The 24100-nt window shown below is 70.1% G+C and carries 25 protein-coding genes, 1 tRNA gene and 2 pseudogenes; 17 read left to right on the plus strand and 11 right to left on the minus strand.

Features of this window, described 5'->3' with window-relative positions; all coding sequences use genetic code 11:
* The first annotated feature begins 40 nt into the window (after nucleotides 1–40).
* The 4 genes from O7543_RS29050 (at nucleotide 41) to O7543_RS29065 (ending at nucleotide 5196) form a co-directional block, all read left to right on the plus strand.
* Nucleotides 41–1558, plus strand: a complete 1518-nt coding sequence (locus tag O7543_RS29050) for an O-antigen ligase family protein (RefSeq protein ID WP_281550941.1) — start codon at nucleotides 41–43, stop codon at nucleotides 1556–1558.
* Between the two features lie 11 nt (nucleotides 1559–1569).
* A complete protein-coding gene (locus O7543_RS29055) occupies nucleotides 1570–2691 on the plus strand; it encodes a Wzz/FepE/Etk N-terminal domain-containing protein (protein WP_281550940.1) in 1122 nt (373 codons plus the stop codon).
* 139 nt (nucleotides 2692–2830) lie between these two features.
* Nucleotides 2831–4348 carry an oligosaccharide flippase family protein gene (locus O7543_RS29060; RefSeq protein WP_281550939.1) on the plus strand — a complete coding sequence of 506 codons (1518 nt, stop codon included), beginning with the start codon at nucleotides 2831–2833 and terminating at the stop codon, nucleotides 4346–4348.
* Complete coding sequence (locus tag O7543_RS29065; protein ID WP_281550938.1) at nucleotides 4345–5196, plus strand: sulfotransferase; 852 nt, start codon at nucleotides 4345–4347, stop codon at nucleotides 5194–5196. Before O7543_RS29060 ends, O7543_RS29065 begins: the two co-directional genes overlap by 4 nt.
* A gap of 25 nt (nucleotides 5197–5221) precedes the next feature.
* Here the strand turns inward: O7543_RS29065 and O7543_RS29070 are convergent, their stop codons facing one another.
* Nucleotides 5222–5413: a hypothetical protein gene (locus O7543_RS29070; RefSeq protein WP_281550937.1), complete on the minus strand. Its 192-nt coding sequence runs from the start codon at nucleotides 5411–5413 to the stop codon at nucleotides 5222–5224.
* A 77-nt stretch (nucleotides 5414–5490) separates the two neighbouring features.
* Entirely contained in the window at nucleotides 5491–6249 is a 759-nt protein-coding gene (locus tag O7543_RS29075) for a GntR family transcriptional regulator (RefSeq protein ID WP_281550936.1), read from the minus strand.
* 155 nt (nucleotides 6250–6404) lie between these two features.
* Between O7543_RS29075 and O7543_RS29080 the strand changes: the two are divergent.
* A pseudogene (locus O7543_RS29080) lies at nucleotides 6405–6752 on the plus strand (XRE family transcriptional regulator); the annotation flags it as partial.
* Between the two features lie 98 nt (nucleotides 6753–6850).
* Here the strand turns inward: O7543_RS29080 and O7543_RS29085 are convergent.
* Nucleotides 6851–7444 carry a TetR/AcrR family transcriptional regulator gene (locus O7543_RS29085; protein ID WP_281550935.1) on the minus strand — a complete coding sequence of 198 codons (594 nt, stop codon included), beginning with the start codon at nucleotides 7442–7444 and terminating at the stop codon, nucleotides 6851–6853.
* Nucleotides 7445–7499: 55 nt separating this feature from the next.
* On the opposite strand from O7543_RS29085, the gene O7543_RS29090 reads away from it, so the two are divergent.
* On the plus strand, nucleotides 7500–8324 hold the full coding sequence (locus O7543_RS29090; RefSeq protein ID WP_281550934.1) for an SDR family NAD(P)-dependent oxidoreductase: 825 nt from the start codon (nucleotides 7500–7502) through the stop codon (nucleotides 8322–8324).
* A complete protein-coding gene (locus tag O7543_RS29095; RefSeq protein ID WP_281550933.1) occupies nucleotides 8321–8764 on the plus strand; it encodes a nitroreductase family deazaflavin-dependent oxidoreductase in 444 nt (147 codons plus the stop codon). The genes O7543_RS29090 and O7543_RS29095 overlap by 4 nt, the downstream gene beginning before the upstream one ends.
* Nucleotides 8765–8802: 38 nt before the next feature.
* Here the strand turns inward: O7543_RS29095 and O7543_RS29100 are convergent, their stop codons facing one another.
* A complete protein-coding gene (locus tag O7543_RS29100; RefSeq protein ID WP_281550932.1) occupies nucleotides 8803–8994 on the minus strand; it encodes a hypothetical protein in 192 nt (63 codons plus the stop codon).
* A 154-nt stretch (nucleotides 8995–9148) separates the two neighbouring features.
* Between O7543_RS29100 and O7543_RS29105 the strand changes: the two genes are divergently transcribed.
* The 3 genes and pseudogenes from O7543_RS29105 to O7543_RS29115 all read left to right on the plus strand — a co-directional run.
* A complete protein-coding gene (locus O7543_RS29105) occupies nucleotides 9149–9958 on the plus strand; it encodes an XRE family transcriptional regulator (protein WP_281550931.1) in 810 nt (269 codons plus the stop codon).
* A 214-nt stretch (nucleotides 9959–10172) separates the two neighbouring features.
* The gene (locus tag O7543_RS29110; protein ID WP_281550930.1) at nucleotides 10173–10823 is read left to right on the plus strand and encodes a hypothetical protein; all 651 of its coding nucleotides are present in this window, start codon (nucleotides 10173–10175) and stop codon (nucleotides 10821–10823) included.
* Nucleotides 10729–10923 (plus strand): annotated as a pseudogene (locus O7543_RS29115) (hypothetical protein); the annotation flags it as partial. The gene O7543_RS29110 and the pseudogene O7543_RS29115, both read left to right, overlap by 95 nt.
* Before the next feature lie 81 nt (nucleotides 10924–11004).
* Here O7543_RS29115 and O7543_RS29120 read toward each other — a convergent pair.
* The 3 genes from O7543_RS29120 to O7543_RS29130 are packed head-to-tail and all read right to left on the minus strand — an operon-like array spanning nucleotide 11005 to nucleotide 14286.
* Complete coding sequence (locus O7543_RS29120) at nucleotides 11005–12501, minus strand: hypothetical protein (RefSeq protein ID WP_281550929.1); 1497 nt, start codon at nucleotides 12499–12501, stop codon at nucleotides 11005–11007.
* On the minus strand, nucleotides 12498–13304 hold the full coding sequence (locus tag O7543_RS29125; protein ID WP_281550928.1) for a sulfotransferase: 807 nt from the start codon (nucleotides 13302–13304) through the stop codon (nucleotides 12498–12500). The genes O7543_RS29120 and O7543_RS29125 overlap by 4 nt, the downstream gene beginning before the upstream one ends.
* Nucleotides 13297–14286, minus strand: coding sequence for a hypothetical protein (locus tag O7543_RS29130; protein WP_281550927.1), 990 nt, complete (start codon nucleotides 14284–14286; stop codon nucleotides 13297–13299). Before O7543_RS29130 ends, O7543_RS29125 begins: the two co-directional genes overlap by 8 nt.
* 275 nt (nucleotides 14287–14561) lie before the next feature.
* On the opposite strand from O7543_RS29130, the gene O7543_RS29135 reads away from it, so the two are divergent.
* The 4 genes from O7543_RS29135 (at nucleotide 14562) to O7543_RS29150 (ending at nucleotide 19190) form a co-directional block, all read left to right on the plus strand.
* Nucleotides 14562–15797 (plus strand): glycosyltransferase, encoded by a 1236-nt coding sequence (locus O7543_RS29135; RefSeq protein ID WP_281550926.1) that lies wholly within the window; start codon nucleotides 14562–14564, stop codon nucleotides 15795–15797.
* Nucleotides 15794–16915: a sulfotransferase gene (locus tag O7543_RS29140; protein WP_281550925.1), complete on the plus strand. Its 1122-nt coding sequence runs from the start codon at nucleotides 15794–15796 to the stop codon at nucleotides 16913–16915. The genes O7543_RS29135 and O7543_RS29140 overlap by 4 nt, the downstream gene beginning before the upstream one ends.
* Nucleotides 16916–16919: 4 nt before the next feature.
* Nucleotides 16920–17825 (plus strand): sulfotransferase, encoded by a 906-nt coding sequence (locus tag O7543_RS29145; protein ID WP_281550924.1) that lies wholly within the window; start codon nucleotides 16920–16922, stop codon nucleotides 17823–17825.
* A gap of 354 nt (nucleotides 17826–18179) precedes the next feature.
* Entirely contained in the window at nucleotides 18180–19190 is a 1011-nt protein-coding gene (locus O7543_RS29150) for a sugar phosphate isomerase/epimerase family protein (protein ID WP_281550923.1), read from the plus strand.
* A 117-nt stretch (nucleotides 19191–19307) separates the two neighbouring features.
* Here O7543_RS29150 and O7543_RS29155 read toward each other — a convergent pair whose 3' ends face one another.
* Nucleotides 19308–19670 (minus strand): hypothetical protein, encoded by a 363-nt coding sequence (locus O7543_RS29155; RefSeq protein WP_281550922.1) that lies wholly within the window; start codon nucleotides 19668–19670, stop codon nucleotides 19308–19310.
* 324 nt (nucleotides 19671–19994) lie between these two features.
* On the opposite strand from O7543_RS29155, the gene O7543_RS29160 reads away from it, so the two are divergent.
* A tRNA-Asn gene (locus O7543_RS29160) sits at nucleotides 19995–20067 on the plus strand.
* A gap of 498 nt (nucleotides 20068–20565) precedes the next feature.
* Here the strand turns inward: O7543_RS29160 and O7543_RS29165 are convergent.
* Entirely contained in the window at nucleotides 20566–21471 is a 906-nt protein-coding gene (locus O7543_RS29165) for a bile acid:sodium symporter family protein (protein WP_281555658.1), read from the minus strand.
* Nucleotides 21472–21893: 422 nt separating this feature from the next.
* Here O7543_RS29165 and O7543_RS29170 point away from each other — a divergent pair, with 422 nt between their 5' ends.
* Nucleotides 21894–22265, plus strand: a complete 372-nt coding sequence (locus tag O7543_RS29170) for a QsdR family transcriptional regulator (RefSeq protein WP_281567295.1) — start codon at nucleotides 21894–21896, stop codon at nucleotides 22263–22265.
* Nucleotides 22266–22415: 150 nt separating this feature from the next.
* Here the strand turns inward: O7543_RS29170 and O7543_RS30265 are convergent, their stop codons facing one another.
* Nucleotides 22416–22748: a hypothetical protein gene (locus tag O7543_RS30265; RefSeq protein ID WP_348650055.1), complete on the minus strand. Its 333-nt coding sequence runs from the start codon at nucleotides 22746–22748 to the stop codon at nucleotides 22416–22418.
* 251 nt (nucleotides 22749–22999) lie between these two features.
* On the opposite strand from O7543_RS30265, the gene O7543_RS29180 reads away from it, so the two are divergent.
* Nucleotides 23000–23194 (plus strand): CHAT domain-containing protein, encoded by a 195-nt coding sequence (locus O7543_RS29180; RefSeq protein ID WP_281550921.1) that lies wholly within the window; start codon nucleotides 23000–23002, stop codon nucleotides 23192–23194.
* Between the two features lie 149 nt (nucleotides 23195–23343).
* Here the strand turns inward: O7543_RS29180 and O7543_RS29185 are convergent, their stop codons facing one another.
* Nucleotides 23344–24078: an NAD(P)-binding oxidoreductase gene (locus O7543_RS29185; RefSeq protein ID WP_281550920.1), complete on the minus strand. Its 735-nt coding sequence runs from the start codon at nucleotides 24076–24078 to the stop codon at nucleotides 23344–23346.
* Between the last annotated feature and the right edge of the window lie 22 nt (nucleotides 24079–24100).

Below are 24100 nucleotides of genomic sequence, written 5' to 3' on the forward strand. Positions count from 1 at the left end.
GCGGGACAACGGGCGAAGCGGGACAGCGGATCGGCGTGCGGTGACCAGACGACAGCGGGAACCCCGGCCAGTGGGCCGGCTGCTCAGCGTGCTCGCTGCGGTCGCCGCTGCGGCCGTCGCCGTCGCCGCAGGCCTGGCGCTCGCCGCCGGTGACCGGCGCGGCGTGGTGCTGCCGATCGCCCTCGTCGCCGGAGCCGCCGTCGGAGTGCTGGCCATCACCCGGTTCTCCGGGTACGTGATCCTGATGCTCGCCGTGCGTCCGCTGCTGGACGTGGTCAAGCTGAGCGGACCGACCGCCGGCCGGGCAGACACCGACCAGGCGTCCCGGCTGAGCGACCCGTCGACCATGGTCGCGGTGCTCTTCCTGCTCGCCGCCGGGCTCTGGCTCGCCGCCCAGTTGCGCCGCAGCGGCCGGCTGCGTGGCACCCCGCTGGGCTTCGCGATGCTGCTGGTCGGCGCGACCGCGCTGGTCAGCGCGTTCGGCGCGAACCGGCCGACGCCGAGCCTGCTCGAGGCGATGCGGATTCTGACCGTGGTGGTCATGTTCGTGGTACTCGAACAGCTGATGCCCGACCGGGCGGCGGTCCGGCGGATCCTGATCGCCTGCTACGGCTCGCTGGCTCTGGCGCTGCTCTACACCGTGCTGGCCAGTGCCTTCGGGCAGGTGCCGTCCGAGGTCAAAGGCCAGTTCATCAGGGTCAGCGGCCCGTTCAGCCAGTCGACCACCTTCGGCCGGTACCTGATGTTCATGATCGTCTTCGGGTTCGCGATCTACCGGTTCCTGGCCCGGCGCGCCCAGTTGGTCCTCGCCGTACTGCTCGGGCTTTCCCTGGTGTTCCTGATGCTGACCAACACCCGTTCGGCGATCCTCGGTGCGGCGCTCGGGCTGATCGTCGTCGCGGTGCTGCACCGCAGCGGTCGGATGCTCGCCACCCTGCTGGTCGTCGCGGTCGTCGGGGTCAGCCTGCTGCCCTCGGTCGGGGACAGGTTCGCCCAGCTCGCCGAGGTCCGGCCCACCGGCGGCGGGCCGACCGGTAACACTCTGCAATGGCGGGTCGACTACTGGGCGGAGATCGTCACCCTGGCCAACCGCAACCCGGTCACCGGGATCGGGCCGAACATGACCCAGCACGAGACCTCAGAGGCGAAGAAGCCGCACAACGACCTGCTGCGGGCGTACGTGGAGACCGGTCTGGCCGGGCTGCTGGCCTACCTGGCGATGCTGGTGCTGCTGCTGTACACCGCCCGTACGGCGTTGCGCCGCGCCCCGCCGGACAGCCTGGAACGCGGCGTCGCGGTCGGCTTCGCCGGCTGTGTGGTGGTGTTCATCGCGGTCAGCCTCGGCTCCAACGTCATCTCCAACGTGGTGACGCTGTGGTACTTCGTCGCGTTTGCCGCCGCGGCCAGCGCCATCGCCCATGGCCGGACGACCGGCGCCATCGCGCACGGTCGCACGACCAGCGCGACGACCCACGGCCGAGTCGCGGACGCCATCACCCACGGCCGGGCCGGCACCGGGTCGGTGACCACCCCGGCACCACAATTTCGGTACGAGTAGGAGCCCATAGCGTGGAGATCGTCGACTACCTGCGCATCGCGCGCCGACGGCTGTGGCTACTGGCCGGTGTGCCGGTGCTGGCCGCAGGGGCGGCCGCGACCCTGGTGCTGATCGCCCCGCAGCAGTACACCGCGACCGCGTACGTGGCGGCACCGGCACTGGTCGGCGGGGCAGCCGCTCAGCAGTACACCGGCAACCAGGCGGCGAACCAGTTCGCCGCCGCGTTCAGCGCTGCGGCCACCTCACCCCGGGTCGTGGACGAGGTGACCGCCGAAACCGGCGTCGCCGCCAACCGGCTGCGGTCCGGGCTGGTGGTCAGCCAGGTCGGGGCGAGCAGCCAGATGGAGATCACCTTCGCGTCGGCGGACCGGTCGATGGTGAACCCGGTGCTCGCCGCGACCGCCGAACGGGCCCTCGCCTTCCTTTTCTCCTCCCAGGTCGCGATCGCCACCGAGCAGGTCACCGCGGCCAGCACCGATGTCGCCGAGGCGACCGCCGCGATCACTGCCTGGGAGGACGAGAACGAGGTCACCCAGCCGGACAAGATCTACCAGGCGACGCTGAACGAGCTGGCCAGCCTGCGCCAGCAGCGACTGCAGATGCAGGCGGTCGGCAACGGCCGGGGCGTCGACGCCGCCACCGAGGCGATCGAGGCCGGGCAGCGCCGGCTCGACACCATCGGTCCGAAACTGCCCGACTACGAGGCGTTGCTCGCCCAGCGGGACGCCGCGACCAGCGCCCTCTCCTCGGCCCGGCAGGGCCTACAGGCGGCCAGGGCGCAGGCCCAGGCGGCCGACCCGACCGAGGTGACCAGCGTCGGCGCGGTCCGGGCCGTGTCCCGCACCAGGAGCCTGGTCAACACCACGGTGCCGGTCGCCGGCGCCGGGCTGCTGCTCGCCGTGGTCCTGGTCGCCATGCTGGAACTGCTCGCCCGCAACCGGGCCGGTGAACCGCCGGCGTCGCCCAGCGGCGACCCCACCCCGCCCTCCGGGCCCGGTCCGACCGGCGGCGACGAGACCCGGGAGATCCCGGCCGCCCGGGTCGGCCGGGCCACCCCGGTCGGGCAGGTGTCCCGTACCGCCGGTCGGGTCTACGGCGCGGGCGGCTCGCTCGAACCGCACCCGGGGCGGTGACGTGACGGCCGAGCCGCCCCCGGCCCCCGCCGCCGGCACCCCGTCGGGCCCCGCCCCTGGTACCCCGTCGGGCCCCGCCCCTGGCACCCCGTCCGGTACCCCGTCGGGCCCTGACTCCGGCGACCAGCACATCCGCGGCATGGCCCGCGGCGGCGGACTCAACCTGGTCGGGGCGATCCTCAACCAGGGCGCGGTCTTCCTGGTCATGCTGCTGCTGGCCCGGTTCCTCGGGATCAGCGAAGTCGGCCAGTACGCCCAGTGCTACGCCGTACTGGCCCTGCTCAGCCTGCTGTCGCTGTCCGGGTTCCGGGCCGGGCTGACCCGGTTCGTCGCCGTACACCTCGCCGACGACGACCCGGCCGCGATCCGTGGCACCATCCGGCTCGGCCTGGCCATCTCCGCCGGCTCGGCGACCGCGATCGCGGTCGCGCTGGCCGTGGCCGCCCCCGCGTTGGCCGCCGCGCTGCACGACCCCGGCCTGGTCACCGGGCTGCGCCTGGTGGCGTTGACCCTGCCGGCGCTGACCGTCTGCGAGGCGGCGCTCGCCGCCACCCGGGGCTGGCGCACCCAGCGGCCGTTCACCCTGATCGGGCAGATCTACGAACCGGGTACCCGGTTCGTACTGACCGCGCTGGCCCTGATCCTCGGCGCCGGCGTCACCGGCAGCTACTGGGCGCTGGTCATCGCCGGCTGGTCGGCCGCGTTGCTGGCCCTCGGCGCGCTGGCCCGGCTGATGCGCCGGGTCGCGCCGGGCCCGGTCGTCTACCGGCCCCGGCAACTGTTCAGCTTCTCCACGGTCAGCTGGGTGTCGTCGCTGTCGTCGACCGGCCTGATCTGGGTCGACACCCTGATGCTCGGCTTCTTCGCCAACGACGAGATCGGTGTCTACAACGTCGCCACCCGGCTGGTCACCGTGGCGATCTTCGTGCTGGCCCCGATCAACGCCGCGTTCGGGCCGTACCTGGCGTACCTGCACCACCAGGGGCGGGCCGACGAGGTACGGCGAATTTACGGCGCCGCCACCGGCTGGGTGGTGCGGCTGTCGCTGCCGGCGTTCGTGGCGCTGCTGGTCTTCCCGGAGAGTCTGCTGACGGTCTTCGGCGGCGGGTTCGCCGCCGGCGCTGCGGTCACCCTGGTCCTCGCGGTCGGGCAGTTGGTCAACGCGGCCACCGGGCCGTGCGGCACGGTGTTGAACATGTCCGGCCGGGTGGCGGTCAACATGTACGACAACATCGCCGCGCTGCTGCTGAACATCCTGCTCAACCTGTGGCTGATCCCGGCGTACGGGATCATCGGCGCGGCGGTCGCCTGGGCGATCTCCCTGGCGGTGGTCAACGTCGCCCGGGTGCTGCAGGTGCGGGCCCTGATCCACGCGGTGCCGGTGACCGTTGGCATGCTCAAAGGGCTCGCCGCCGGGCTGGTCGCGCTGGCCGCCGGGCTGGTGGTCCGGCTGCTGCTGCCCGGCTGGCCGGAGCAGTTGCTGGTCGGGCTGCCGGTGGTGGTGACCGTCTACGTGGGCGTGGTGCTGGCGCTCGGGCTGAGCCGGGAGGACGTCATGGTGCTGCGTACCCTGCGCCGGGGCGGCCGGCGCGGCGGGGCGGACGGCCAGGACCGGCCCGGTGCACCGGTGGCGAACCTGGAGGAGGCGGCACGATGACCGGCAACCGGGGGACCACCGACCGGCTGCGCCGTACGGTACGCGGGGCGCGGGCCTGGGCGCGCACGATGGTGCCCGGCCAGCTGGGTGCCCTGCCGGACTTCCTGATCATCGGTGGACAACGTTGCGGCACCACCTCGTTGCACCACTATCTCGCCGCCCATCCGCAGGTGCGCCCGGCCACCGGCAAGGAACTGCAGTACTTCAGCATCCACCACGGACGCGGGGAACGCTGGTATCAGGCGCACTTCCCGGCCCGCCCGGCCGGGGTCCGCAGCTTCGAGGCCAGTCCGTACTACCTGTTTCACCCGAGCGTGCCGGCCCGGGTCGCCACCGACCTGCCGCAGGCCCGCTGCATCGCCCTGCTACGCGACCCGGTCGAGCGGGCCTACTCGCACTACCTGCACACCCGCTCGTACGGCGCCGAACCACTGTCGTTCGCCGACGCGGTCGCCGCCGAGGAGCGGCGGCTGGCCGACGCGCTGCGCGACGGGCCGGGCAGTCCGGCCGCGCACACCGCGCTGCGCAACCACTCGTACCTGGCCCGGGGCCGTTACGCCGAGCAGTTGCAACGCTGGTACGCCGTCCTACCGGCGGATCGGCTGCTGGTGCTGCGCAGCGAGGACATGTACGTCGACCCGGCCGGCGTCTACGACCGGGTGCTGCGCTTCCTTGACCTGGATCCGTTCACCCCGGCGGGGTTCGCCCAGCACACCCGGCGCACCGACCAGGGGCCGGGGGAGCTGACCGACGAAGTGCGCGCCCAGCTCGGCAGCTACTTCGCCCCGCACAACGCCGACCTCGCCGACCTGCTCGGCTGGCCGCACACCTGGTCGCCCCGGAGTTGACAGGACACGTCCCGCGTCCGTCAGCTCAGTGACGGGAGCGGAGAAGATAGATCGCGTACGTACCAGCGCCGTTGTCCATCTCGGCCACCTGCAGATCGGTGACCGGTACGTTGATCCGTTGCCCGGACCCGCCGCTGCCGGCGTCGGCCCACACCTCGACCGTCCCGGTGGTGGGTAGCTGCCGTGGACCGACCACCAAGATCTGAACTCCTGCCATCGCGTGTCTCCCTGCGTCTCCTGTCGGACGAGACCTAAGATACCGGACATGCATATGCAGGTTGAGTGTTGCGGATGTTAGATTGTGTCCGCTTTCAGATCGAAGTGATTCACCAGCTCGTAGACGCCTGCGTCCAGCACCATCCGGTTGACCTCGACACATCTGTCACCGGACCTCGCGTACCGGGTGATCTGCAACACCGTCGCCTTGTTGCGTGCGATGTCCAGGCCATCGATCTCGTCCGGATGCGGTGGCCGGGCGACGACCCGCTCTTCGAACCTTGTCGGCTTCCACCCTTGATCTTCAAGCCGGCCGTACACCCCGCCGGGTCCGGAGTTCTTGTAGACGATCGCCGTGCCTCGTGCGAGCTCGACGGGGAAGTAGGACGCCGATATCTGGACGCGTCGACCTTCCACCCAGTGCACTCGCTTGCGGCGCACCACCGGATCGCCCTCGTCGATGCCGAAGGCTACGGCTACGAAGTCGGGTGCCGGAAGCTCATCGACCTCGACGTCGGTGCGTATCGGACGATCGCCTGCGTCATGCTGCTGGATGGTCCGTCCCGGCTGTTTCGAGTGGCCCAGGCGATCTGGCATGACCCGTTCGAGCCGGGCGAACCAGCCCTTGACGATGCCGGGGGCACCGCGTCGCGAGGTGACAAGTCCTTCCGCCCGCAGCACGTTCAGCGCCTGCTGCGCTGCTCCTCTGCCGACGCCGAACCTGTTCATCACGGCGCTGGTGGTGGGTACCTTGTCGCCCTCGGCGAGTTCGCCGGTCCGGATCTCCTCACGGAGGTGAGTAGCGACGGTTTCGGCTGTTTCACCAGTTTCTGTCATGGTTCACCGCCAAGTATCTCCTGAAAGTTTCACATGCCGGAGAGTACAGCGGATGCATACCGCTACTTCATATGCTTGTGCAGCGCAGGGCGAGATGTGGACTTCGAGCACGATCTCGCCGGTGCCGCGCGGTGGCTCTGCCCACGCGTACCGCGCCGACCGGCAACTACTCCGAGGTTCGGCTGTCCCGGTACGAGTATCACAGCTCGGGTCGTGGTGCCACGTTCACCGGTCGGCACTATGTCGTGCTGCTGCAGCACGGTGACCGGCTCACCGTGCGCAGTCTGCCTGGTTCCTCCGACGCGCCGCTCACCATGGACCTGACCGTCGACGGCAATGTGGTCACCGGGACCTGGATCGAGCAGACCGCGCCGCAGGGCTACTACCGCGGCGCCCGGTACCAGGGTGCGATCCAGTTGCCGGCCGAGCCTACCGGGCGTCGGCTGACCGGAAAGTGGATCGGGTTCGGTAAGGAGATGGAGGTCAACACCGGCCCGTGGGAGCCCACCTCCTCATGATCACATGATGAAAATTCGGCCGACACGCCGACAGGCCCCCAGCAGAGCATCAAGTGATCATGATCCGGCGGCAAGGTCATGGCTCAGGATCCGTCGACTGGTGCACGGGTGAGTACGCCGTGCAGTACCTGGTCGGTGAGTTGGTCGCGGAACCGGGCGTCGGTGGGGTCGGCCCCGGCGACGGATCGGCCGAGCACGGCGAGCAGCAACGCGCCGAGGATGGCGTTGGCTGCGTCGGCGGTGTCGTCGACGGTGACCGCACCGACGGTGCCGGCCTCGGCGAGGAGTTCCCGGAGCGGGCCGGCGATCCATCTGTCGTTGGCGGCCATGACGTCGGTCATCCGGCCGGTGGAGCCGAGGGCGCTGAGCAGGCCGGCGCAGATCCCAGGGTGCTGTGACAAGTAGGCGGCGAGAGCCGTCACCATCGCCCGTAGTCGCTGCGCGGGTGGGTCGGTGGGGTCGATCGAGGCCTGCACCGCCTGGGCTCCGTCGTGGGCGTGCGCGGTCAGGAGGTACGTGAGCAGGTCGTCGCGGCCGGCGAAGTAGTAGTACAACGTCGCTCGCGATGCCCCGACCATGCCGGCGATGTCTTCCAGACGGGGCGCAGGGTCGCCGTGGAGCACCTGCTCGCTGACGTCGAGCAGGCGTCGCGCAAGGTCGGCCGGAGGGTTCTTCACGTTGGCACAGCCTATCCGCTTGTCCTGGACCAGAATCCAGATTACAGTCTAAATCATGGTTGAAATCAGATCCTATGGTCCGTGGGCGGTGGTCACCGGCGCCTCGTCCGGCATCGGCCAGGCCTTCGCCGAGTACCTAGCCACTGCCGGGCTCCACCTTGTCCTGGCGGCCCGATCCACCGACCGGCTCGAAACCCTCGCCACCGCGCTGGCCCGTGCCCACGGCATCAGTTGCCGGGTGGTCACCGTCGACTTCGGCAGGACCGAGGCCGCCGCCGAGCTCGTTGACGCGACCGCGGATCTCGACGTCGGCCTGCTGATCTCCAACGCCGGCACCGGCCGCCCCGGCCCGCTCCTCGACCAGGACCTCGCCGACCTGCACCGGCGGTTCACCATCAACGCCACCACGCACCTGGATCTGGCCCACGCCTTCGGGCGGCGGTTCGTCACCCGTGGCCGGGGCGGCATCATCCTCGTGTCGGCACTGGGCGCGGTGCACGGGCTGCCGAACATGGCCCACGAGAGCGCGGCCAAGGCCTACGTGCTCAACCTCGGCGAGGCCCTGCATCACGAGCTCGCCGCCGGCGGCGTCGACGTCACCGTGCTACTACCGGGCAACGTTGACACCCCGACCATCGACGCCTACGGCATCGACCGTGCGGCGATGCCGATCCGGCCCCAGCCGGTCCAGACCGCCGTACGGGAAAGCGTGGCCGCGTTCCTGCGCGGCCGGCCCACCCACATCCCGGGTCGGTCGATGCGGATCATGACCCGGCTGCTGCCCCGGACCCGGTCGATCCGCCTCAACGGCCAGATGCTCGGCCAGGCCGCCCGCCGCCTCGCCGCCCGGGAAGCCACCACCACGGTGGCCCCGTCGTGAACGCCGCTGCCCTGCCCGCCGGGGTGGAGCGGGTCAGCCGGATCCCGTACCGGTTGCTCAGCTGGGGGGTGCCGATGGGGCCGCTGACCCTGCTGCGTACCCAGGGCCGGCGCACCGGCCTGCCGCGTACCGTGCCGGTCGTCACGCTGCGGCACGCCGACCTCGACTGGCTCGTCTCACCGTTCGGTGTCACACAGTGGGTGCGCAACATCCGCGCCAACGGCCGCGCCGAACTCGGTCGCGGACAGCGGTTCCGCACCGTCGGCCTCGTCGAGGTCGACGGCGAGACCAAACTGGACGTCCTGCATCGCTACCGCCGCGCGTTCGGGTTCATCCCGTTCGTCCGGCAGGCATTCGACGCCACCCCCGGCGACGGTCCGTCCGGGTTTTGCACCGAAGCGGACCGCCACCCGGTCTTCCTTCTCCAGCCGCCCGGCTGACCCGATCACTCGCTGGCGAGCCCCCGTGCCCTGTCGCATCAGCCACGGTGGCGGAGTACGTAGACAGCCGAACTGCCTGATCCACTGTCCAGTTCGGCTGTCTGCAGGTCGGTCACCGGTACCTTGATTCGCTGTCCAGTTGCGCCGCTGCCTGCGTCGGCCCACACCTCGACCGTACCGCTGGCGGGTAGCTGCCGTGGCCCGATCACCAGGATCTGAACCTCTGCCATCGCATGTCTCCTGCCTGCTCGCGCCGGCGGTCGCGCCGGCTGCCACGAAAACAAGGATGTCGCCGAATTGTCGCCCCGCGCGACGGCTTCCATGACGACGTTCCGGCGACCTGCAGGGCGACATTCCGGCGACACAAGGGCTACGATCACTCGCATGACGACCACTCCGAACGCGACGTTGCGGGCTGTGCGGATGGGCCTGCTGATGAGTCAGGACGACTTCGCCCGCGCGCTGCGGCAGGCAGGGGATCGCGCCGGAATGCCCAACGATGCGAACAAGCGCCTCGTGCAACGCTGGGAGGCTGGGGCGATCACCTCGCCCCGTCCGGCGTACGCGCGTGCCCTGGAATCGGTCACCGGCCTGCCGATCAGCTCGCTCGGCTTCACTGTGGCGGTCCCGCATGCCCGCAGCGCCGACGCCGGCGAGGATGGAGCCGGCGGCCGGGGTGGCGAGGGCGGTGACGAAGCTCGGGGTGCTCAGATGTCGGCGACCGGGCAGGCGTCCACCCCGGTGCCGCGCGGTGGCCCTGCCCCATGGACCGCGCCGACCGGCAACTACTCCGGGGTGTGGCTGTCCCGGTACGAGTACCACAGCTCGGGTCGTGGTGCCACGTTCACCGGTCGGCACTATGTCGTGCTGCTGCAGCACGGTGACCGGCTCACCGTGCGAAGTCTGCCTGGTTCCTCCGATGCGCCCCTCACCATGGACCTGACCGTCGACGGCAATGTGGTCACCGGGACCTGGATCGAGCAGACCGCGCCGCAGGGCTACTACCGCGGCGCCCGGTACCATGGCGCGATCCAACTGCTGGCCGAGCCTACCGGGCGTCGGCTGACCGGAAAGTGGATCGGGTTCGGTAAGGAGATGGACGTCAACACCGGCCCGTGGGAGCTGGTATTCCAGGATGCCAGCACGAACAAGGCGACTCTGGCCGCCTACGACCGCCGGCCCGATCCCGAGTAGCAGCCCGCTGCCTCATGATCAGTAGCTGCCCCTCATGATCAGATGACGGAAATTCGGCCGACACGCCGGTGAGCGCCCAGCAGAGCATCAAGTGATCATGGTCCGGTAGCGCGTCGCCGAGGAACCCGCCACCCGATCCACAGTCGAGCAGTTGTCCACAGCGTGGCTCTACCTGGGTCGTCTGATGGCTGAGGTCGCGGCATCGTAGCCGGGCATGAACGAGGTGATCGAGGAGCTGTGCCGGCGCAGCGGCGGTGTGGTGACCCGTCGCCAGGCCCTTCAGATGGTGCCGCGCTGGGTGCTGGACGACGCGGTACGCGCCGGTCGACTGCGGCGCGTTCTGCCGGGCGTCTACGTCACCGCCGAGTTGATCGACGACAACCATAGCGGAATGTCGTCGATCCAGTCGCTCGCACCGCAGCTGCGTCGGCGTGCGGTGCTGGCCCACGCCGACGGTCGGGTCGCGTTCAGCCACACCACCGCACTCAATCTCTGGGGGCTGCGCCAGCAACCCACTGACGAGGCACTGCACCTGACGGTGCCGATCGGCGTGGGATTTCGTAGCCAGGCCGGCCTGACCGTGCACCACCGAACGGCGTTCGCCGTCGGTCCGCCGCAGGTGGTGGTACGCGGCGAGGCGCCGGTGACGCGGCTGGAACCGAGTCTTGTCGAGTCCTGGCCGCTGCTGTCGGCCGCCGACCGGCCGGCTCCGCTGATCCGGGCTGTCAACGACAGGTGGACGAACGCGGACCGGGTCTCCGCAACTCTCGATGAGCTGCCGCGGCTCACCGACCGGGCCGCGATGCGGACGCTACCGGAATGCGGGCCAGTGCTCCGGCCTTCAGGCCGAACGGATCGACTTTGAGCTCGATGGAGCCGCCTCGCACGGCAGCCCTGCCCAGCGTGAGATCGATCTACGGCGTGACGCGTTGCTGGCCACTGTCGGCATCCAGGTGGTGCGGTTCGCACACCGCCGGCTGGTGACTGAGCCGCAGCAGGTCCGCCGCGAGATCCTGACCATCCTCCACCACCGGAGGTACGGCCGATCAGTCGACGTCGGCGAGGATCGACTCCGGGGTGCCGGTGGCGCGCAACAGCACCGGCCGGTCGGTGACGGTCACCTCGGCCGCCGTCTTGGTCGGCGAGGCACCGGCCGGCCCGGCGTGCAGGCTGGGCACCGCGGACACCCGTACCGCGTCGTTGATCTCGCCGGACCAGACGACCAGGGTGCTCTCCTCGCCCTGCTGGAACGCCACCCCGATCAGGCCGTCCCGGCGGACCGGGGTGACCATGGCGCCACGCGCCGCCACCGCCAGGCTCTCGAACATCCGGCCGGCCTCACGTTCCGTACCGTCCGGGTCGAGCAGGCCGTAGCGGACCTCGCTGCCGGCCCGGTTGTTCGGGTTGTAGCCCAGCGGCAGCCACATCACCTGCCGGATACCGCCGGCCAGCAGCATGGTGGAGACCTTGACGACCTCCTCGGCCCGGCTGACGTCGTCACCGTCACCGTCGCGCCAGAACTGCCCGACCTCCCACGCTTCGATCGGCACGTCGGCCGGATTCTCCGCCGCCAGGTAGTCCAGCAGCGCCGGTACGCCGTCGAAGTGTTCGTAGTAGTGCACCTGACGCAGCTGCACCACGCCGTCGTCAATCAGTTGCTCGGTGGCGGCCAGGAAGGCGACATTGCGTACGTTGGTCTCGTTGTCGAGCGCGGTCCGTAGCGTCTCGATCGTGTCCACCTCGGGGATCTTGCGGCCCCGGGTGCCGATCCGCCGCTTGAAGTACGCGTTGTAGGCGGCGATCGCCTCGTCGTCGCGGCCGGCTTGGACCAGCCGGTCGACCACCCCGAAGCCGTACGCGACACTGCTGATGCCGGAGTCGACGACCACCGCCTCCGGGTTCGCGGCGTGCACCGCCTCGGCGGCGACGGTGACCAGCTCGACGTACTCCTCGGGGGTGCCGCGCCAGTACTGCGGAGCGTTAACCTCGTTCTCGATCGCGTACTGACGGACGCCGTACGGCGTGTAACGGCGGACCACGTCACCGACGAACTGCCGGTAGGCGGCCATGTCCAGCGGCATCGTCGACTCGGTCTTGTTGGCCTGGCCGCGGACGTGCTCCGGGGTCCCACCGGTGGCCCAGCACATCTCGGTCCGGATCTTGATGTTCAGCACGATGCCGAGTTCCCGGCTGCGCTGGGCGATCTGGTCCAGTGCCGACCAGTCCTGCTGACCCTGGGTCGGCTCGATGCTGCACCAGCTGATCTCGTGGTAGGTGGCAGACCCGGACAGTTTGCGCAGGTACGGGAGGAACTCGTCGTACCGGTTCCAGTCCCAGTGCGCGCCGAACGGGTGGGTGTCCTCGGGGTACGGCGGCAGGCTCGGCAGCGGCGCGCCGGTCGGCGGCACCGGTGGCGGGGTGGTGTCCTCGTCGGCGCTGGTGCAGCCGGCCAGCAGCAGCAGCCCGCCGAGCGCCGCCGCCACGCAGCGGCGGGCCGCAGTGGCCGGCCGGGTCGCAGTGGCGGGCCGGGTCGCAGTGTTCATCGGTAACCCAGCTCGCGCAGCATCCGACCGGAGAAGGCCGCGACGAGCAGCCGCAGGAACGGGTCCAGCTCCCGGCGGTAGCTGCCGACGCGGGACCGGTAGATGGCCGAGTCGGTGCCGGCGGAGGCGCGGCGTCGGTCCGCCTCACTGGTGTACTTTCCGGCCACGTCATGCGGTTTGTCGACGTAGTCGAGCACGCCTTCCTCCCACGGTTCGCCGAGGAACTCGAACAGCGCGCGCATCGACTTCTCCGGCTCCCGTACCGCGTCCTCGTAGCGCAGTTCGTGGTAGCGGTCAGCTGGCAGGGTGGCGCCCATCGCGCGGGCGGTACGAATGTAGCGCGGCCACTTGACCACGCATTTCACCGCCGACCAGTACCCGAACCGCTTGCGGTGCGAGACCACCACGTCGCGGCCGTCCCGGATGACGTGCACGATCTGCGCGTCCGGGAAGACCTCGGTGACGAAGTCGAGCGAGATCGCGTACAGCGGGGTCTTGTCGGCCCACCGAGCCTTGCCCCGGCCGGCGGCGTAGTCGGCGTGCACGCCGCCGAAGAAGTCGGCGATGCGGCGCAGCCAGTCCTCCCGGGTGAAGCCGAAGCGGGCCAGCCGCTCCCAGTCGGAGCCGACGATGCGTCGCAGGTCCGGCAGGAACCGGGTCTCCGGTCCGCAGGAGATCCGGGAGTGCGAGTCGAGCACCAGCCGCAGGAAGGTGGTGCCGGAGCGCTGGCAGCCCACCAGGAAGATGGGCGCCGTCGGCAACTGCGCCACTTCGGCGGTGGCCGGCGCGGGGGCTTCAGCCATGGTCGGTCCTTTCCACGCTCACCGGAGCACGCCGGTCGGTGTCGGCTTGTTGAGGTGGGGTGGTGGGGGACTGTGGGCGGCCGCTGGCGGTCAGTCGGGCGGTGAGTTCGTCGCAGAGCGTACGGACCGCCGGGTCGATCGGCAGCGGCTGGCGGGCGGGGGTGCGGGGGGCGATGTGCGCGGACAGGTCGGGGCGGTAGGCGATCCCGAGGAAGTCGCACAGCCGGCTGATCTGCCCGGCCGGGTCGGTGATCAACGCGTCGTACGAGCTGAGCAGCACGTCGTCGCGGCGGTCCAGGCCGAGCCGGAAGTAGAGGGTGTTCCGGACGTACCAGAAAAGGGCGGCGGCGGTGTGCCGGTCCATCCGCCGGTAGTCGAAGCCGTGAATCAGCTCGTAGGTGTCCGCGTCGAGGCGCTGGCCCTGCCAGCGGCGGCCGATGGTGCCGTCGGCGATGGCGGCGAGCGCCCGCAGGTTGGCGTCGCCGAACTTGGCCACCTCGGAGCGGGCCCGGTCGTCGACGTCGCGCCACGCCCAGACCGCCCGTCCCGGCGCCATCCCGGGCAGGGCGAGCAGTTCGTCCACCCGGTGGCTGTCACACAGCGGTTTGACCAGCACGTACGCGTGTCGGCTGCGGTTGACCACGGCGGTCAGCACCGCGTCGTCGCGGAGTTGAAAACGATGGAAGACCCGCCGGTCGCTTTCGTTGCGGACCTCGACCTCGCCGGCGTTCTCCAGCCCGCGGACCAGCATGTTGGTGCCGGACCGCTGCAGGCCGACCAGGTAGACGGGAACGGCTTGACCACGGGGTACGCCGTGCCGATGCCGCCAGCGCAGTTTGGCCCAGGCGGTGGTGGCCCGGTCGACCGGGTTGAGTCGGTCCTCTTCGACGAGGCGGCGGAGCCCTTCGGTGCGGATCCACCGGGCGTGCCGGGCGATCCGCCGCGCGGTCCAGGCCAGGGTGGAAGGCTCGTCGTCGTTCACCGGTCCTCCTCGGGCACGTCACCAGCCGCGATGGCCAGGCTGGGGCGAGGTCGGGCCGCGGTCAGGCTACCCATGGATCGGGGCGAAACGCCAGGACGCAGGCTGGTCAGCCACACAAGATCACCCGATCAGCTAGTTGGCGATTCGGTACTGGACTAACCCGGCGTGGGTGCATAGCGTGAGGCAGCAGCCAGGGCGGGAGCCCTGCGCCACCATAACCGGGTGGCCACACCCCGGTATCGAGCGAGCGGGCCGGACTGATGCGTGTCCTCCATGTGAACAAGTTTCTGTACCGTCGCGGTGGCGCCGAGGGGTATCTGATCGACCTCGCCGATCTGCAGCGCGCGGCCGGGGACGAGGTGGCGTACTTCGGGATGACCCACCCGGACAACGACGGGCCGTTGCCGTACGCCCGGCACTTCCCGCCGCACGTCGAGCTGGAGCCGGCGCCGCGCGGACTGCGCCCCCGGCTGGCCGCCGCCGGTCGGATGATCTGGTCGCCGGCGAGCCGCCGCGGCCTGACCCGGGTGATCGAGGACTTCGGGCCGGACGTGATCCACCTGCACAACATCTACCACCAGCTGTCTCCGTCGGTGCTCGCTGCCGCCCGCGACGCCGGGGTGCCGTGCGTGCTGACCATGCACGACTACAAGCTCGCCTGCCCCAGCTACCAGATGCTGGACCGGGGGAAGATCTGTGCGGCGTGCGTCGATGGAGGTCCGCTACACGCCGCGCGGCGCAGGTGCAAGGACGGATCGGCATCCGCCAGTACGCTACTCGCTGTGGAGTCGTGGATACACAGACAGTCACGGGCCTATGGTTCGGTGGGGGTGTTCGTCAGTCCCAGCCGGTTTCTCGCCGACGTGATGCGCCGGGCCGGCGTCTACCCGGACCGGCTACGGGTGATCAACCACTTCGTCGACGCGGCCGCCGTGGCGGTCAAGGACTCGCCGGGCGGGGGAGTGGTCTTCGCCGGCCGGATCTCCGTCGAGAAGGGAGTGGACACGCTGGTCGAGGCGGTCGCCCGACTGCCCCGGCAGGTGCCCGTCCACGTGGCCGGCGACGGCCCCGCCCTGCCTGCGGTCCGTGCCCTCGCCGACCGGGTGGCACCCGGTCGGGTGCGGTTCCACGGCCGGCTGGACAAGTCCCGGCTGCACGACCTGATCAGGTCCTCAGCGGCGGTCGCGGTGCCGTCCCGGTGGCATGAGAACCAGCCAATGGCGGTGCTCGAGGCGTTCGCGTGCGGCGTGCCGGTGGTCGGCACCGACCTCGGTGGGCTGCCGGAGCTGATCAGTCCCGGTCTCGACGGGGAGACCGTCCCGGCCGACGACCCGGTGGCGCTCGGCGACGCGCTGAGCAGGCTGGTCGCCGACCCCGACCGGGCGTACGCGATGGGCCGGGCCGCCCGGGACAAGATCGACCGTGACTTCGCGCCCGACCTGCACCTGAACCGGCTCCGCGACGCCTACCTGGCTGCGGCGTTGACCGCCCCGGCGGGAACCCGACGATGACCGGCACGCCCTCCGCCGCAGGCACATCCTCTGCCGCAGGTACACCCGGCCCGTCGAGTCCTCCGGTCCGGGTGCTCTACCTGGCCGGCAGCGGTCGCAGCGGCAGCACCCTGATCACCACCGTCCTGGGGCAGCTGGACGGCTGTTTCGCCGCCGGCGAGTTGCGCTACCTCTGGCAGCGCGGGATGGTCGACAACCGTCCCTGCGGCTGCGGCGCGCCGTTCGACGCCTGTCCGGTCTGGCGGGCGGTCACCGCCGAACTGGCAGCTGTTGCTGGTCCGGCCTCGGCCACTGGCCCGGACGCGGCCGGCATCGCCCGACGACTGCGGGCCAGGCTGCGGATGCGGGACCTGCCAGCCATGCTGAGGCGAGCCGGTGCCGGACGGCGGGCCGTGCCGCACCACGCCGACGACGCCGCGATCGCCGCGGTCTATCCGGCGGTCGCCCGCCAGGTGAGCCGCGGCGGCGACGGACCTGTGGTGGTGGTCGACTCGTCGAAGCTGCCACCGTACGGTGCGTTGCTGCGTGACCTGCCCGGTATCGACCTGCGGGTGCTGCACCTGGTCCGGGACCCGCGCGGCACCGCCTTCTCCTGGCGCCGTCGGCGCGGACTGGACGGCGCGGCGGACCGCAACCTGATGAGCCGCCCGCCGGTGTGGAAGGCGGCTCTGCTGTGGCGGGTGTGGAACGCCGCCACCGCGCGGTTCTTCGAAGCCGCCGGACCCGACCGCTACCTGCGGGTCCGCTACGAGGACGTGGTTGTCGACCCGGCCGGTCAGCTGCGCCGGATCGCGCTGTTCGCCGGACTGGATCCGGCCGGGCTGCCGATCGACGCCGAAGGCCGGCTCACCCTGGCCGCCACCCACTCGGTGGCGGGCAACCCGGCGCGGCACCGTACCGGGGCGGTCCCGGTCAGCGACGACGCCGAATGGGTCCGGGCGTTGCCCGGCCGGTCCTTCGCGGTGGTCACCGCAGTGACGCTGCCGCTGCTGCGCCGCTTCGGCTATCCGGTACGGCGACCCGCAGCGCCCCCGGCCCGGGCGGTGCCCCCGGTCGGAGCCCAGGGTGGGCCGGTCGGTGAGCCGGTCCCGGCCACGACACCGAGCAAGGAAGGCTGACTCGATGCTGTCCGTCGTCGTGGGCACCGGACGGTGCGGATCGACCCTTGTCCAGGAGATCCTGGCCCGGCACCCGGCTGTCGGTTTCGTGTCCGGGCTGGACGACAAGCTGCCCCGGCTCAACCTGGCCGGTCGTCGCAACGGCCGGCTGTACCGCCGCTCGACGCCCCGGCCGGCCGGCATGACCTCGCTCGGGCACAGCCGTCGCCTGCTGGAACGCGGCCGGCTGCGGGTGGCGCCGTCCGAGGCGTATCGGCTGATTGACCGGCAGGTGATGGCCGGCTACTCCAGGCCGTGCCGGGACCTGCGGGCTGACGACCTCACCCCGTACGTGGGCCAGCGGCTGCGTGCCTTTTTCGACCGCCGGGTCAAGCGGCAGGGCTGCCAGGTGCTGCTGCAACACGTCACGGGCTGGCCCCGCACCGGTTGGCTGCATGCCGCGTACCCGGAGTTGCGGGTGGTCAACGTGGTCCGCGACGGACGTGCGGTAGCCAACTCGTGGCTGCAGATGGGCTGGTGGGACGGCTGGCGTGGGCCGGACAACTGGTTCCTCGGCCCGCTGCCGGCCGATCTGCGGGCCGAGTGGGAAGAAGCCGACCGGTCGTTTCCGGTGCTGGCCGCGCTCGGCTGGAAGATGCTGATGGCCGCGTTCGCCGAGGCTCGGGCCAGCCACCCGGCCGGCCAATGGCTGGACGTACGGTACGAGGATCTGCTGGTCGCACCAAGCGACGAAGTAGCCCGGATGCTGGACTTTCTCGGCCTCGACTGGTCGCCCTCGTTCGACCGTGGCTTCCGCCGGTACGAGTTCCACAGCGGTCGAGGGGCGGCGTACCACCGGGAACTCAGCCAGGAGCAGTTGGCTGCGGTGGACCGGGTGCTGGAGAAGCCGCTTGCCGAGTGGGGTTACTGACCGCCAGGCTCGTGACTCGCTGGCGTCGTACCCTGTCGGCCCGTACCTCGGCTGCCTCTATCGCGGCGGCCCGCAACCGGCCTAGAGTGGTGCGGGCAGGCCCGTCCCCCGGGCCGGTGTCCGGGCGGGAGGCGCAACCCGCCCGGTCGGGAAGCGTCGCGCCGGCACGGCGAGCGTGCCGGATGCCGTCGTGACCAGCCGGCCGGTGTCCGCTGCCCGCCCCACCGGTCGATGTACCACGACCAGGTAGTTCCACGCCGATAGCTCATCGGGCCGTCACCTCGCACCGGTCCAACCAGGCGCCGCACCTGCGGCGCGGGATGGAATCCCAGTGACGACAACGGGAGAAGGACCATGGCGCGACCCATCACGCTCTTCACCGGCCAGTGGGCCGACCTGCCGTTCGAGGAAGTGTGTCGGCTGACCTCGGAGTGGGGCTACGACGGCCTGGAGATCGCCTGCTGGGGCGACCACTTCGAGGTGGACCGGGCGCTGGCCGAGGACGACTACGTCGAACGCAAGCTGCAAACCTTGGCCAAGTACAACCTCAAGGTGTACGCGATCTCCAACCACCTGGTCGGCCAGGCGGTCTGCGACCACCCGATCGACGAGCGGCACCAGGGGATCCTGCCCGCCCGGATCTGGGGCGACGGGGAACCCGAAGGCGTCCGTCAGCGCGCCGCCGAGGAGATCAAGGACACCGCCCGGGCCGCCGCGAAGCTCGGCGTCTCCACCGTCATCGGCTTCACCGGCTCGTCGATCTGGCACACCCTGGCCATGTTCCCACCGGTGCCGCCGGAGATGATCGAACGCGGCTACCAGGACTTCGCGGACCGGTTCAACCCGATCCTCGACGTGTTCGACGAGGTCGGGGTCAGGTTCGCCCATGAGGTGCACCCAAGCGAGATCGCCTACGACTACTGGACGACCCGCCGCACCCTGGAGGCGATCGGCAACCGCCCGGCGTTTGGCCTCAACTGGGACCCGTCGCACTTCGTCTGGCAGGAACTGGACCCGGTCAACTTCATCCTCGAGTTCGCCGACCGGATCTACCACGTCGACTGCAAGGACGCGAAGGTCCGTACCGGCGACGGTCGGCGCGGCCGGCTCGCCTCCCACCTGCCCTGGGCGGATCTGCGGCGGGGCTGGGATTTCGTCTCCACCGGGCACGGCGACGTGCCGTGGGAGGACTGTTTCCGGGCACTCAACGCGATCGGCTACGACGGACCGATCTCGGTCGAGTGGGAGGACGCCGGGATGGACCGGTTGGTCGGCGCCCCCGAGGCATTGCGGTTCGTCCGTCAGCAGGCGTTCGACGCCCCGACGGCGGCGTTCGACGCCGCGTTCTCCAGCAGCCGGGACTGACCTGGCCGCCGCCGGACCAGCGGCGGCGAACACACCGGGACGACTGTGGGCCGGTCACCCCGTTGACGGGGTGACCGGCCCACGCGTACGCCGCGTTCTCGACGGTGAGTGCCGGCGTCAGTTGGCGCTGCCGCCGGATCCGGTGCCCTTGCCGGGCTTGTTCCCGGCCGTCGTCGCACCAGTGGATCCGGGCGAGGAGGCCGTGCCCATTCCAGCGTCGGCGAGACTGCTGTCGGGGGTGGTGAGGTGATCGTGGCCGTTGAGGCGTTCGCCCAGCCGGGTGTGGCTGAGCCGCTCCCGGCCCTCCGCGTAGATCCGGTTGGCCTGAGCCTGCGCCACCCCGGCGGCCTCCTGCACCGTCGGGTGGTCCATCACCTTGCGTGCGTTGAATACCAACTCGTCGTACTTCTCCCGGCCGGCGCGGGCGCCCAGGACGAAACCCACGGCGACCCCGCCGATGAACCAAAGTTTTCCGCGCATGGCGGCTCCTTCCGTACCTGACCCGGTGTACCCGTCGGCCGTCAGTCCGGTTCGGTGCCGGCTGGCCGATGAGCGACCCGGTCGTGCCTTCGTCATCTGTCCGGTGCTGTCTACCCATCCTGCTCCCTTCTCACGCGTCAGCACAGGCAACTCGGTCTTTTGTCCGTTTCAGTACGCTCCTGATCGGAGGTCGACCGGCCGGTCCGGGGCCGTGGACCCGGTCGGTCCGGGACGGCGAACCCGGTCGCCCATCCGGCGGTGGCGTCCTGTACTCTTGTCCCGTCGCCAGGCGTCCGGAGAGATCCGCTGCCGGCTACACAGCGGTCCCCCGTAGCTCAATTGGCAGAGCAGCCGGCTGTTAACCGGCAGGTTTTTGGTTCGAGTCCAAACGGGGGAGCTTCTACGGATGGCCGTCTCATCGAACAGGCCGATCGGATCGGTGGCCGGGTAGCCACCGACATCACCGCCTCGACCTGCGCTTCTTCACTCCTGTTGTGCTGGTCCGGCGAGCCGATGACACGGTACGGCCGGCGCACCCGTTGCGGCGGAGACCAGCGCTGTGGACGAGTTGCGGCGAGCCGGACTCTCCGCCCGACCTGGAAACGTCGAATCATGTCGTCGCGATGATTCTGCGATCCTTCGCCCGGGGTCAGATCGGGGTGCCGGCCGCCGGAACGGCCGACCTGCCCCGTGCCGTCGCCGGCCTCTTGCCACCCGCCCAGCTGCGGCTGGCGACGCGGCGTTGCATCGCCGTCGGTCCTGACCAGAGGTCGAGGCCGGTTTCGGACCAGACGACAGCCCTGGTTTCGGACCAGAGGTCGGCGCCGGCACCCGGGCTCTCGCTACGGTGCCGGCGCTGACCTTCGGGCCCTGGGGTCACATCGGGGTCAGCGGGTCAGACCCGGCTGGCCGGCGTCGCCCGCTCGGCGGACGCGCTGGCCGCTGGAACCCGCCGGGCGACGATGAAGCCGAAGACAGCGGCGGTGAAGAACATGACGAAGCCGTACGTGACCGAGGGCATCGCCATCTCCGTGTTGCCGAGGAGCGAGGGGGTCATCGCGATGGTGATCGACAGGCTGGCGTTGTGCAGGCCGATCTCGAAGGCGGAGGCGATCGACTCGCGTTCGCCGACCCGGAACAGCCGGGGGCCGAAGTAGCCGATCGTCATGCTGAGCAGGTTGAACAGCACGACGGCGAGGATGATCTCGCCAAGGACGTCGAACACCTCTTCGCCGAGACCGGCGATCACGCTGGCGATCATCATCAGCAGCACGAGGACGGACAGCACCTTGACCGCGCGCTCCAACCGGATCGCGAGGCCGGTGAACCGCCGCCGGACCGCCATGCCGATGGAGATCGGGATCAGCACGAGGGCGAACACCTGAATCACCTTGTCGAACTGGAGCCCGATCGAATTGTCCGACCCCATGAACCCGGCGACGGACAGGTTGACGATCACCGGCAGGGTGAACAGCGCCAGCACCGAGTTGACTGCGGTGAGCGAGATGTTCAGCGCCAGGTCACCTTTGAACAGGTGGCTGTACAGGCTCGCCGTACTGCCGCCCGGTGAGGCGGCGAGCAGCATCATGCCGACCGCCAGTTCGGGGCGTAGGCCGAGGACGAAGACCAGACCGAGGCAGAGCGCCGGCAGCACCAGCATCTGGCTGACCAGGCAGACCACCATGGCCCGCGGGTATCGCAGAACCCGGCGGAAGTCCTCCATTGTCAGGGTGAGCCCAAGTCCGAGCATGATGATCGCCACGGCGATGGGAAATAGGAGAACCACCGTATCGTTGCTCATGGTAAGCCTGCTTTCCGATTGGAATGAAGTGCATGGATCTTTACATTGCCGATCGGTCGGCTGCTTCTTCCTGGTTGCTGGATCCCTGGAGGCCGCCATCCTGACCGGCATGGTTCCTCCGGTCGCCGAGTCGGGTAGATTGCGGTGAGTCACCAATGGTTGGCGAAATATTCGCTGGCCGGGCCGATTCTGGCGGTGTCTTGAACCATTGGCGATCACGGAACGTGCCCAGAGTATGGGTCAATGGCCTATCGGGTCCGCCCGGCCAGCAGCATGCGACACGGCAACGGCAGGACTGCGCAGACGCCGGTCGCCCAGAATCCGGCACCCCGTCGGGTGGTGAGCGAGGAAACGGTCATTCGCGGTGGCGGCCGGTACTTCCTCAACTGGCCGAAGCACGTGGCGCGCGTCAACGCACCGACGTGGACGGCGTGATCGAGGTGACCACGCGCTACGCCGTCGCGGTGCGTCGGTCCGCGCCGTTCCGGCAGTTCCTCGCCGACGAACCCGGGACGGCGGCCCGGGTGCTGTTCGCCGAGCCGGGCAGGGTGCACCGGCGATTCATCCGTGCCCAGGTGGACATCTTCGTCGACGTGCTCGGCCCTGATCTGGCCAACCACGCCGCACCGGAGTCGCTGGCGTACCTCTACATCCGGATCGTCGAGCCCGCCATCTACGCGGAGTTGCTCACCGGCCGGCAGCCGGACCTCGACCTGCGGGGCGGGGCGGCGGGCAGAGAAATTGCTCGTAGCGGGTGTCGTCGTCGACGAAGCGCTTCAGCCAGGCCACGCTGAACGACGAGATGGTAGTGTTCGGAATGTTCGGTGCGAAATGGCTAGCGTTGTTGAGCTCCAGATATGCCTTGTCCAAATCGGATGGAAGGCTTTCGAAGAATGGTTCGGAATGGAATCGTACCGAGGCGATCGTGTCTCGTTCGGTGCCGATCACCATATTGAATACAATGAACCCTTGTGATGCCAGCCGGGGTCCCAACCAGGCCATGCTCGACCGAGACGCGGTGAAGCCGGGGGCGCCGCCACTCCACCGAAGGTGCCTTCGTCGCCACTGGTCGGGAAGTAGATCGTGCCGCCGCCGAACCCGCTGGCATCGCGCGACGACACCGTCACCTGGGACGTCTCGAACGGGCCCCGGGCAGCGGCGAGACTGGACGCTTTCGGTGCCGGACCCCGTTCGAACGGGTTCTTGGCGGCGCTCGCGTTCGGGATCAACGTGAGCCCGGCGACCGCCAGCAATGCGGCCGTCGCCGCAGCGAGCACGCCCCGAACCCGACGCCGGCTGCGGTCCGGCCGAGCCGACCGGTGTGTGGAGCGCCGGGCGGGCGGATACGCGCGATCACGGCTGAGCGAATGTGCGGATTGCCGGGCTGCGGGCGCCGGGTCTTCGGACTCAGAGAACGACGGATGCATCTGTCCTCCCACTGGGATACGGGAGTCACCGCGCGGTCACCGGGGCGCCGTCCGGTTCGCGTCGCCGGACAAAGGGGCGGTCGCGACGACCGTCGGTGACGATGGATACCTGCGCGCGCGATGAGGCAGCCGAACTGCTGGTGGTGATGCCCGACGGCGAGCTCCACCGAGTGCCGTTCGCCGCCCTGCGGTCCGGTCCGGGTGAGTCCCTCGTCGACCGGTGGCCGGTCACCGTGATGCCCTCCGTCACGCTCGTCGCCGAGTTGACCGGCCTACCGGTGCCGCCAACCTCATGATCGCGCTGCCCGGGATACTCCGTACCGGGTGCCGGTGGGGGAGGCGATGCGGCGGGCGATACGGCAATCGCGCGACGACGGATCACCGTTGCGCCACAGGGCGTCGTTCGCGGTGGCCGGTGCCGGCTGGGCCGCGTCGACCGCGTCGGTCACTGCAGCCGACCGGCGTGGGCGAGGGCGGACGGGGTGAGCCGACCGACGATGGCCGGGGCCTCCCGGACGAGGGTGTCGTCGTCCACGGCCTCCACCATGAACCGGGCAAAGTCGATTCGCCGGGTCAGGTTGCTGGCCAACACCGGGTCGCCCACGTGCCGGCTCCACACCGGCAGGCCCTGGCTGTCGCCTTCTTCGAGGTCGCTGCCGCGTACGACGGTCCAGTCGGCACCGCTGGCGAAGACCCGTCGGCAGGCCCGTACCTGGTCGTTGACATCCACCACCCGCAGCAGCTTCGCCAGCCAGCCGAAGACCGCCGTGTAGAGCTTGAACCCTCGGGGGTAGACGTCCTGACCGTCGTTGCTGATGTGCCAACCGCAGGAGAAGATCAGCCGGGCACCGGGCTCGGCATGGTCGAGCACCGCCTGGGCGGTGCCCGAGGCGTAGTTCTGCACACCCCACGGCACCAGCACCGTGAGCACGGCGTCGCAGCCGCGCACCGCCTGGGCGATGACCGTATGGGAGTTGGTTGGCCCGGGGACCACGGTGATCCGTCCGTCGAACTCGGCCAGCTTGGGCATGCTCTTTTCCCGGCACACGGCGACGACCTCGTACCCACGCTCCAACGCGTGCCGCACCATGTATCGCCCGAGTTTCCCGGACGCCCCGACGACGCAGATCCGCCGGCCGGCACCTGGCTGGCCGACCCCGTCGGTGTCGACTGGTTCCATGGTCCTGCTCCCGTCTGTCGCT

The sequence above is a fragment of the Solwaraspora sp. WMMA2080 genome (genome assembly GCF_027497395.1).
Lineage (GTDB): Bacteria > Actinomycetota > Actinomycetes > Mycobacteriales > Micromonosporaceae > Micromonospora_E.

Excerpts from the sequence above, each read along its gene's own strand:
- O7543_RS29155 (WP_281550922.1), bottom strand. The coding sequence starts at position 19,670 with ATGCGCGGAAAACTTTGGTTCATCGGCGGGGTCGCCGTGGGTTTCGTC.
- O7543_RS29070 (WP_281550937.1), bottom strand. The coding sequence starts at position 5,413 with ATGGCAGGAGTTCAGATCTTGGTGGTCGGTCCACGGCAGCTACCCACC.
- O7543_RS29125 (WP_281550928.1), bottom strand. The coding sequence starts at position 13,304 with ATGGCTGAAGCCCCCGCGCCGGCCACCGCCGAAGTGGCGCAGTTGCCG.
- O7543_RS29150 (WP_281550923.1), top strand. The coding sequence starts at position 18,180 with ATGGCGCGACCCATCACGCTCTTCACCGGCCAGTGGGCCGACCTGCCG.
- O7543_RS29075 (WP_281550936.1), bottom strand. The coding sequence starts at position 6,249 with ATGACAGAAACTGGTGAAACAGCCGAAACCGTCGCTACTCACCTCCGT.
- O7543_RS29140 (WP_281550925.1), top strand. The coding sequence starts at position 15,794 with ATGACCGGCACGCCCTCCGCCGCAGGCACATCCTCTGCCGCAGGTACA.
- O7543_RS29105 (WP_281550931.1), top strand. The coding sequence starts at position 9,149 with ATGACGACCACTCCGAACGCGACGTTGCGGGCTGTGCGGATGGGCCTG.
- O7543_RS29110 (WP_281550930.1), top strand. The coding sequence starts at position 10,173 with ATGAACGAGGTGATCGAGGAGCTGTGCCGGCGCAGCGGCGGTGTGGTG.
- O7543_RS29100 (WP_281550932.1), bottom strand. The coding sequence starts at position 8,994 with ATGGCAGAGGTTCAGATCCTGGTGATCGGGCCACGGCAGCTACCCGCC.
- O7543_RS29090 (WP_281550934.1), top strand. The coding sequence starts at position 7,500 with ATGGTTGAAATCAGATCCTATGGTCCGTGGGCGGTGGTCACCGGCGCC.
- O7543_RS29060 (WP_281550939.1), top strand. The coding sequence starts at position 2,831 with ATGGCCCGCGGCGGCGGACTCAACCTGGTCGGGGCGATCCTCAACCAG.
- O7543_RS29065 (WP_281550938.1), top strand. The coding sequence starts at position 4,345 with ATGACCGGCAACCGGGGGACCACCGACCGGCTGCGCCGTACGGTACGC.
- O7543_RS29185 (WP_281550920.1), bottom strand. The coding sequence starts at position 24,078 with ATGGAACCAGTCGACACCGACGGGGTCGGCCAGCCAGGTGCCGGCCGG.
- O7543_RS29120 (WP_281550929.1), bottom strand. The coding sequence starts at position 12,501 with ATGAACACTGCGACCCGGCCCGCCACTGCGACCCGGCCGGCCACTGCG.
- O7543_RS29145 (WP_281550924.1), top strand. The coding sequence starts at position 16,920 with ATGCTGTCCGTCGTCGTGGGCACCGGACGGTGCGGATCGACCCTTGTC.
- O7543_RS29180 (WP_281550921.1), top strand. The coding sequence starts at position 23,000 with ATGGATACCTGCGCGCGCGATGAGGCAGCCGAACTGCTGGTGGTGATG.
- O7543_RS29165 (WP_281555658.1), bottom strand. The coding sequence starts at position 21,471 with ATGAGCAACGATACGGTGGTTCTCCTATTTCCCATCGCCGTGGCGATC.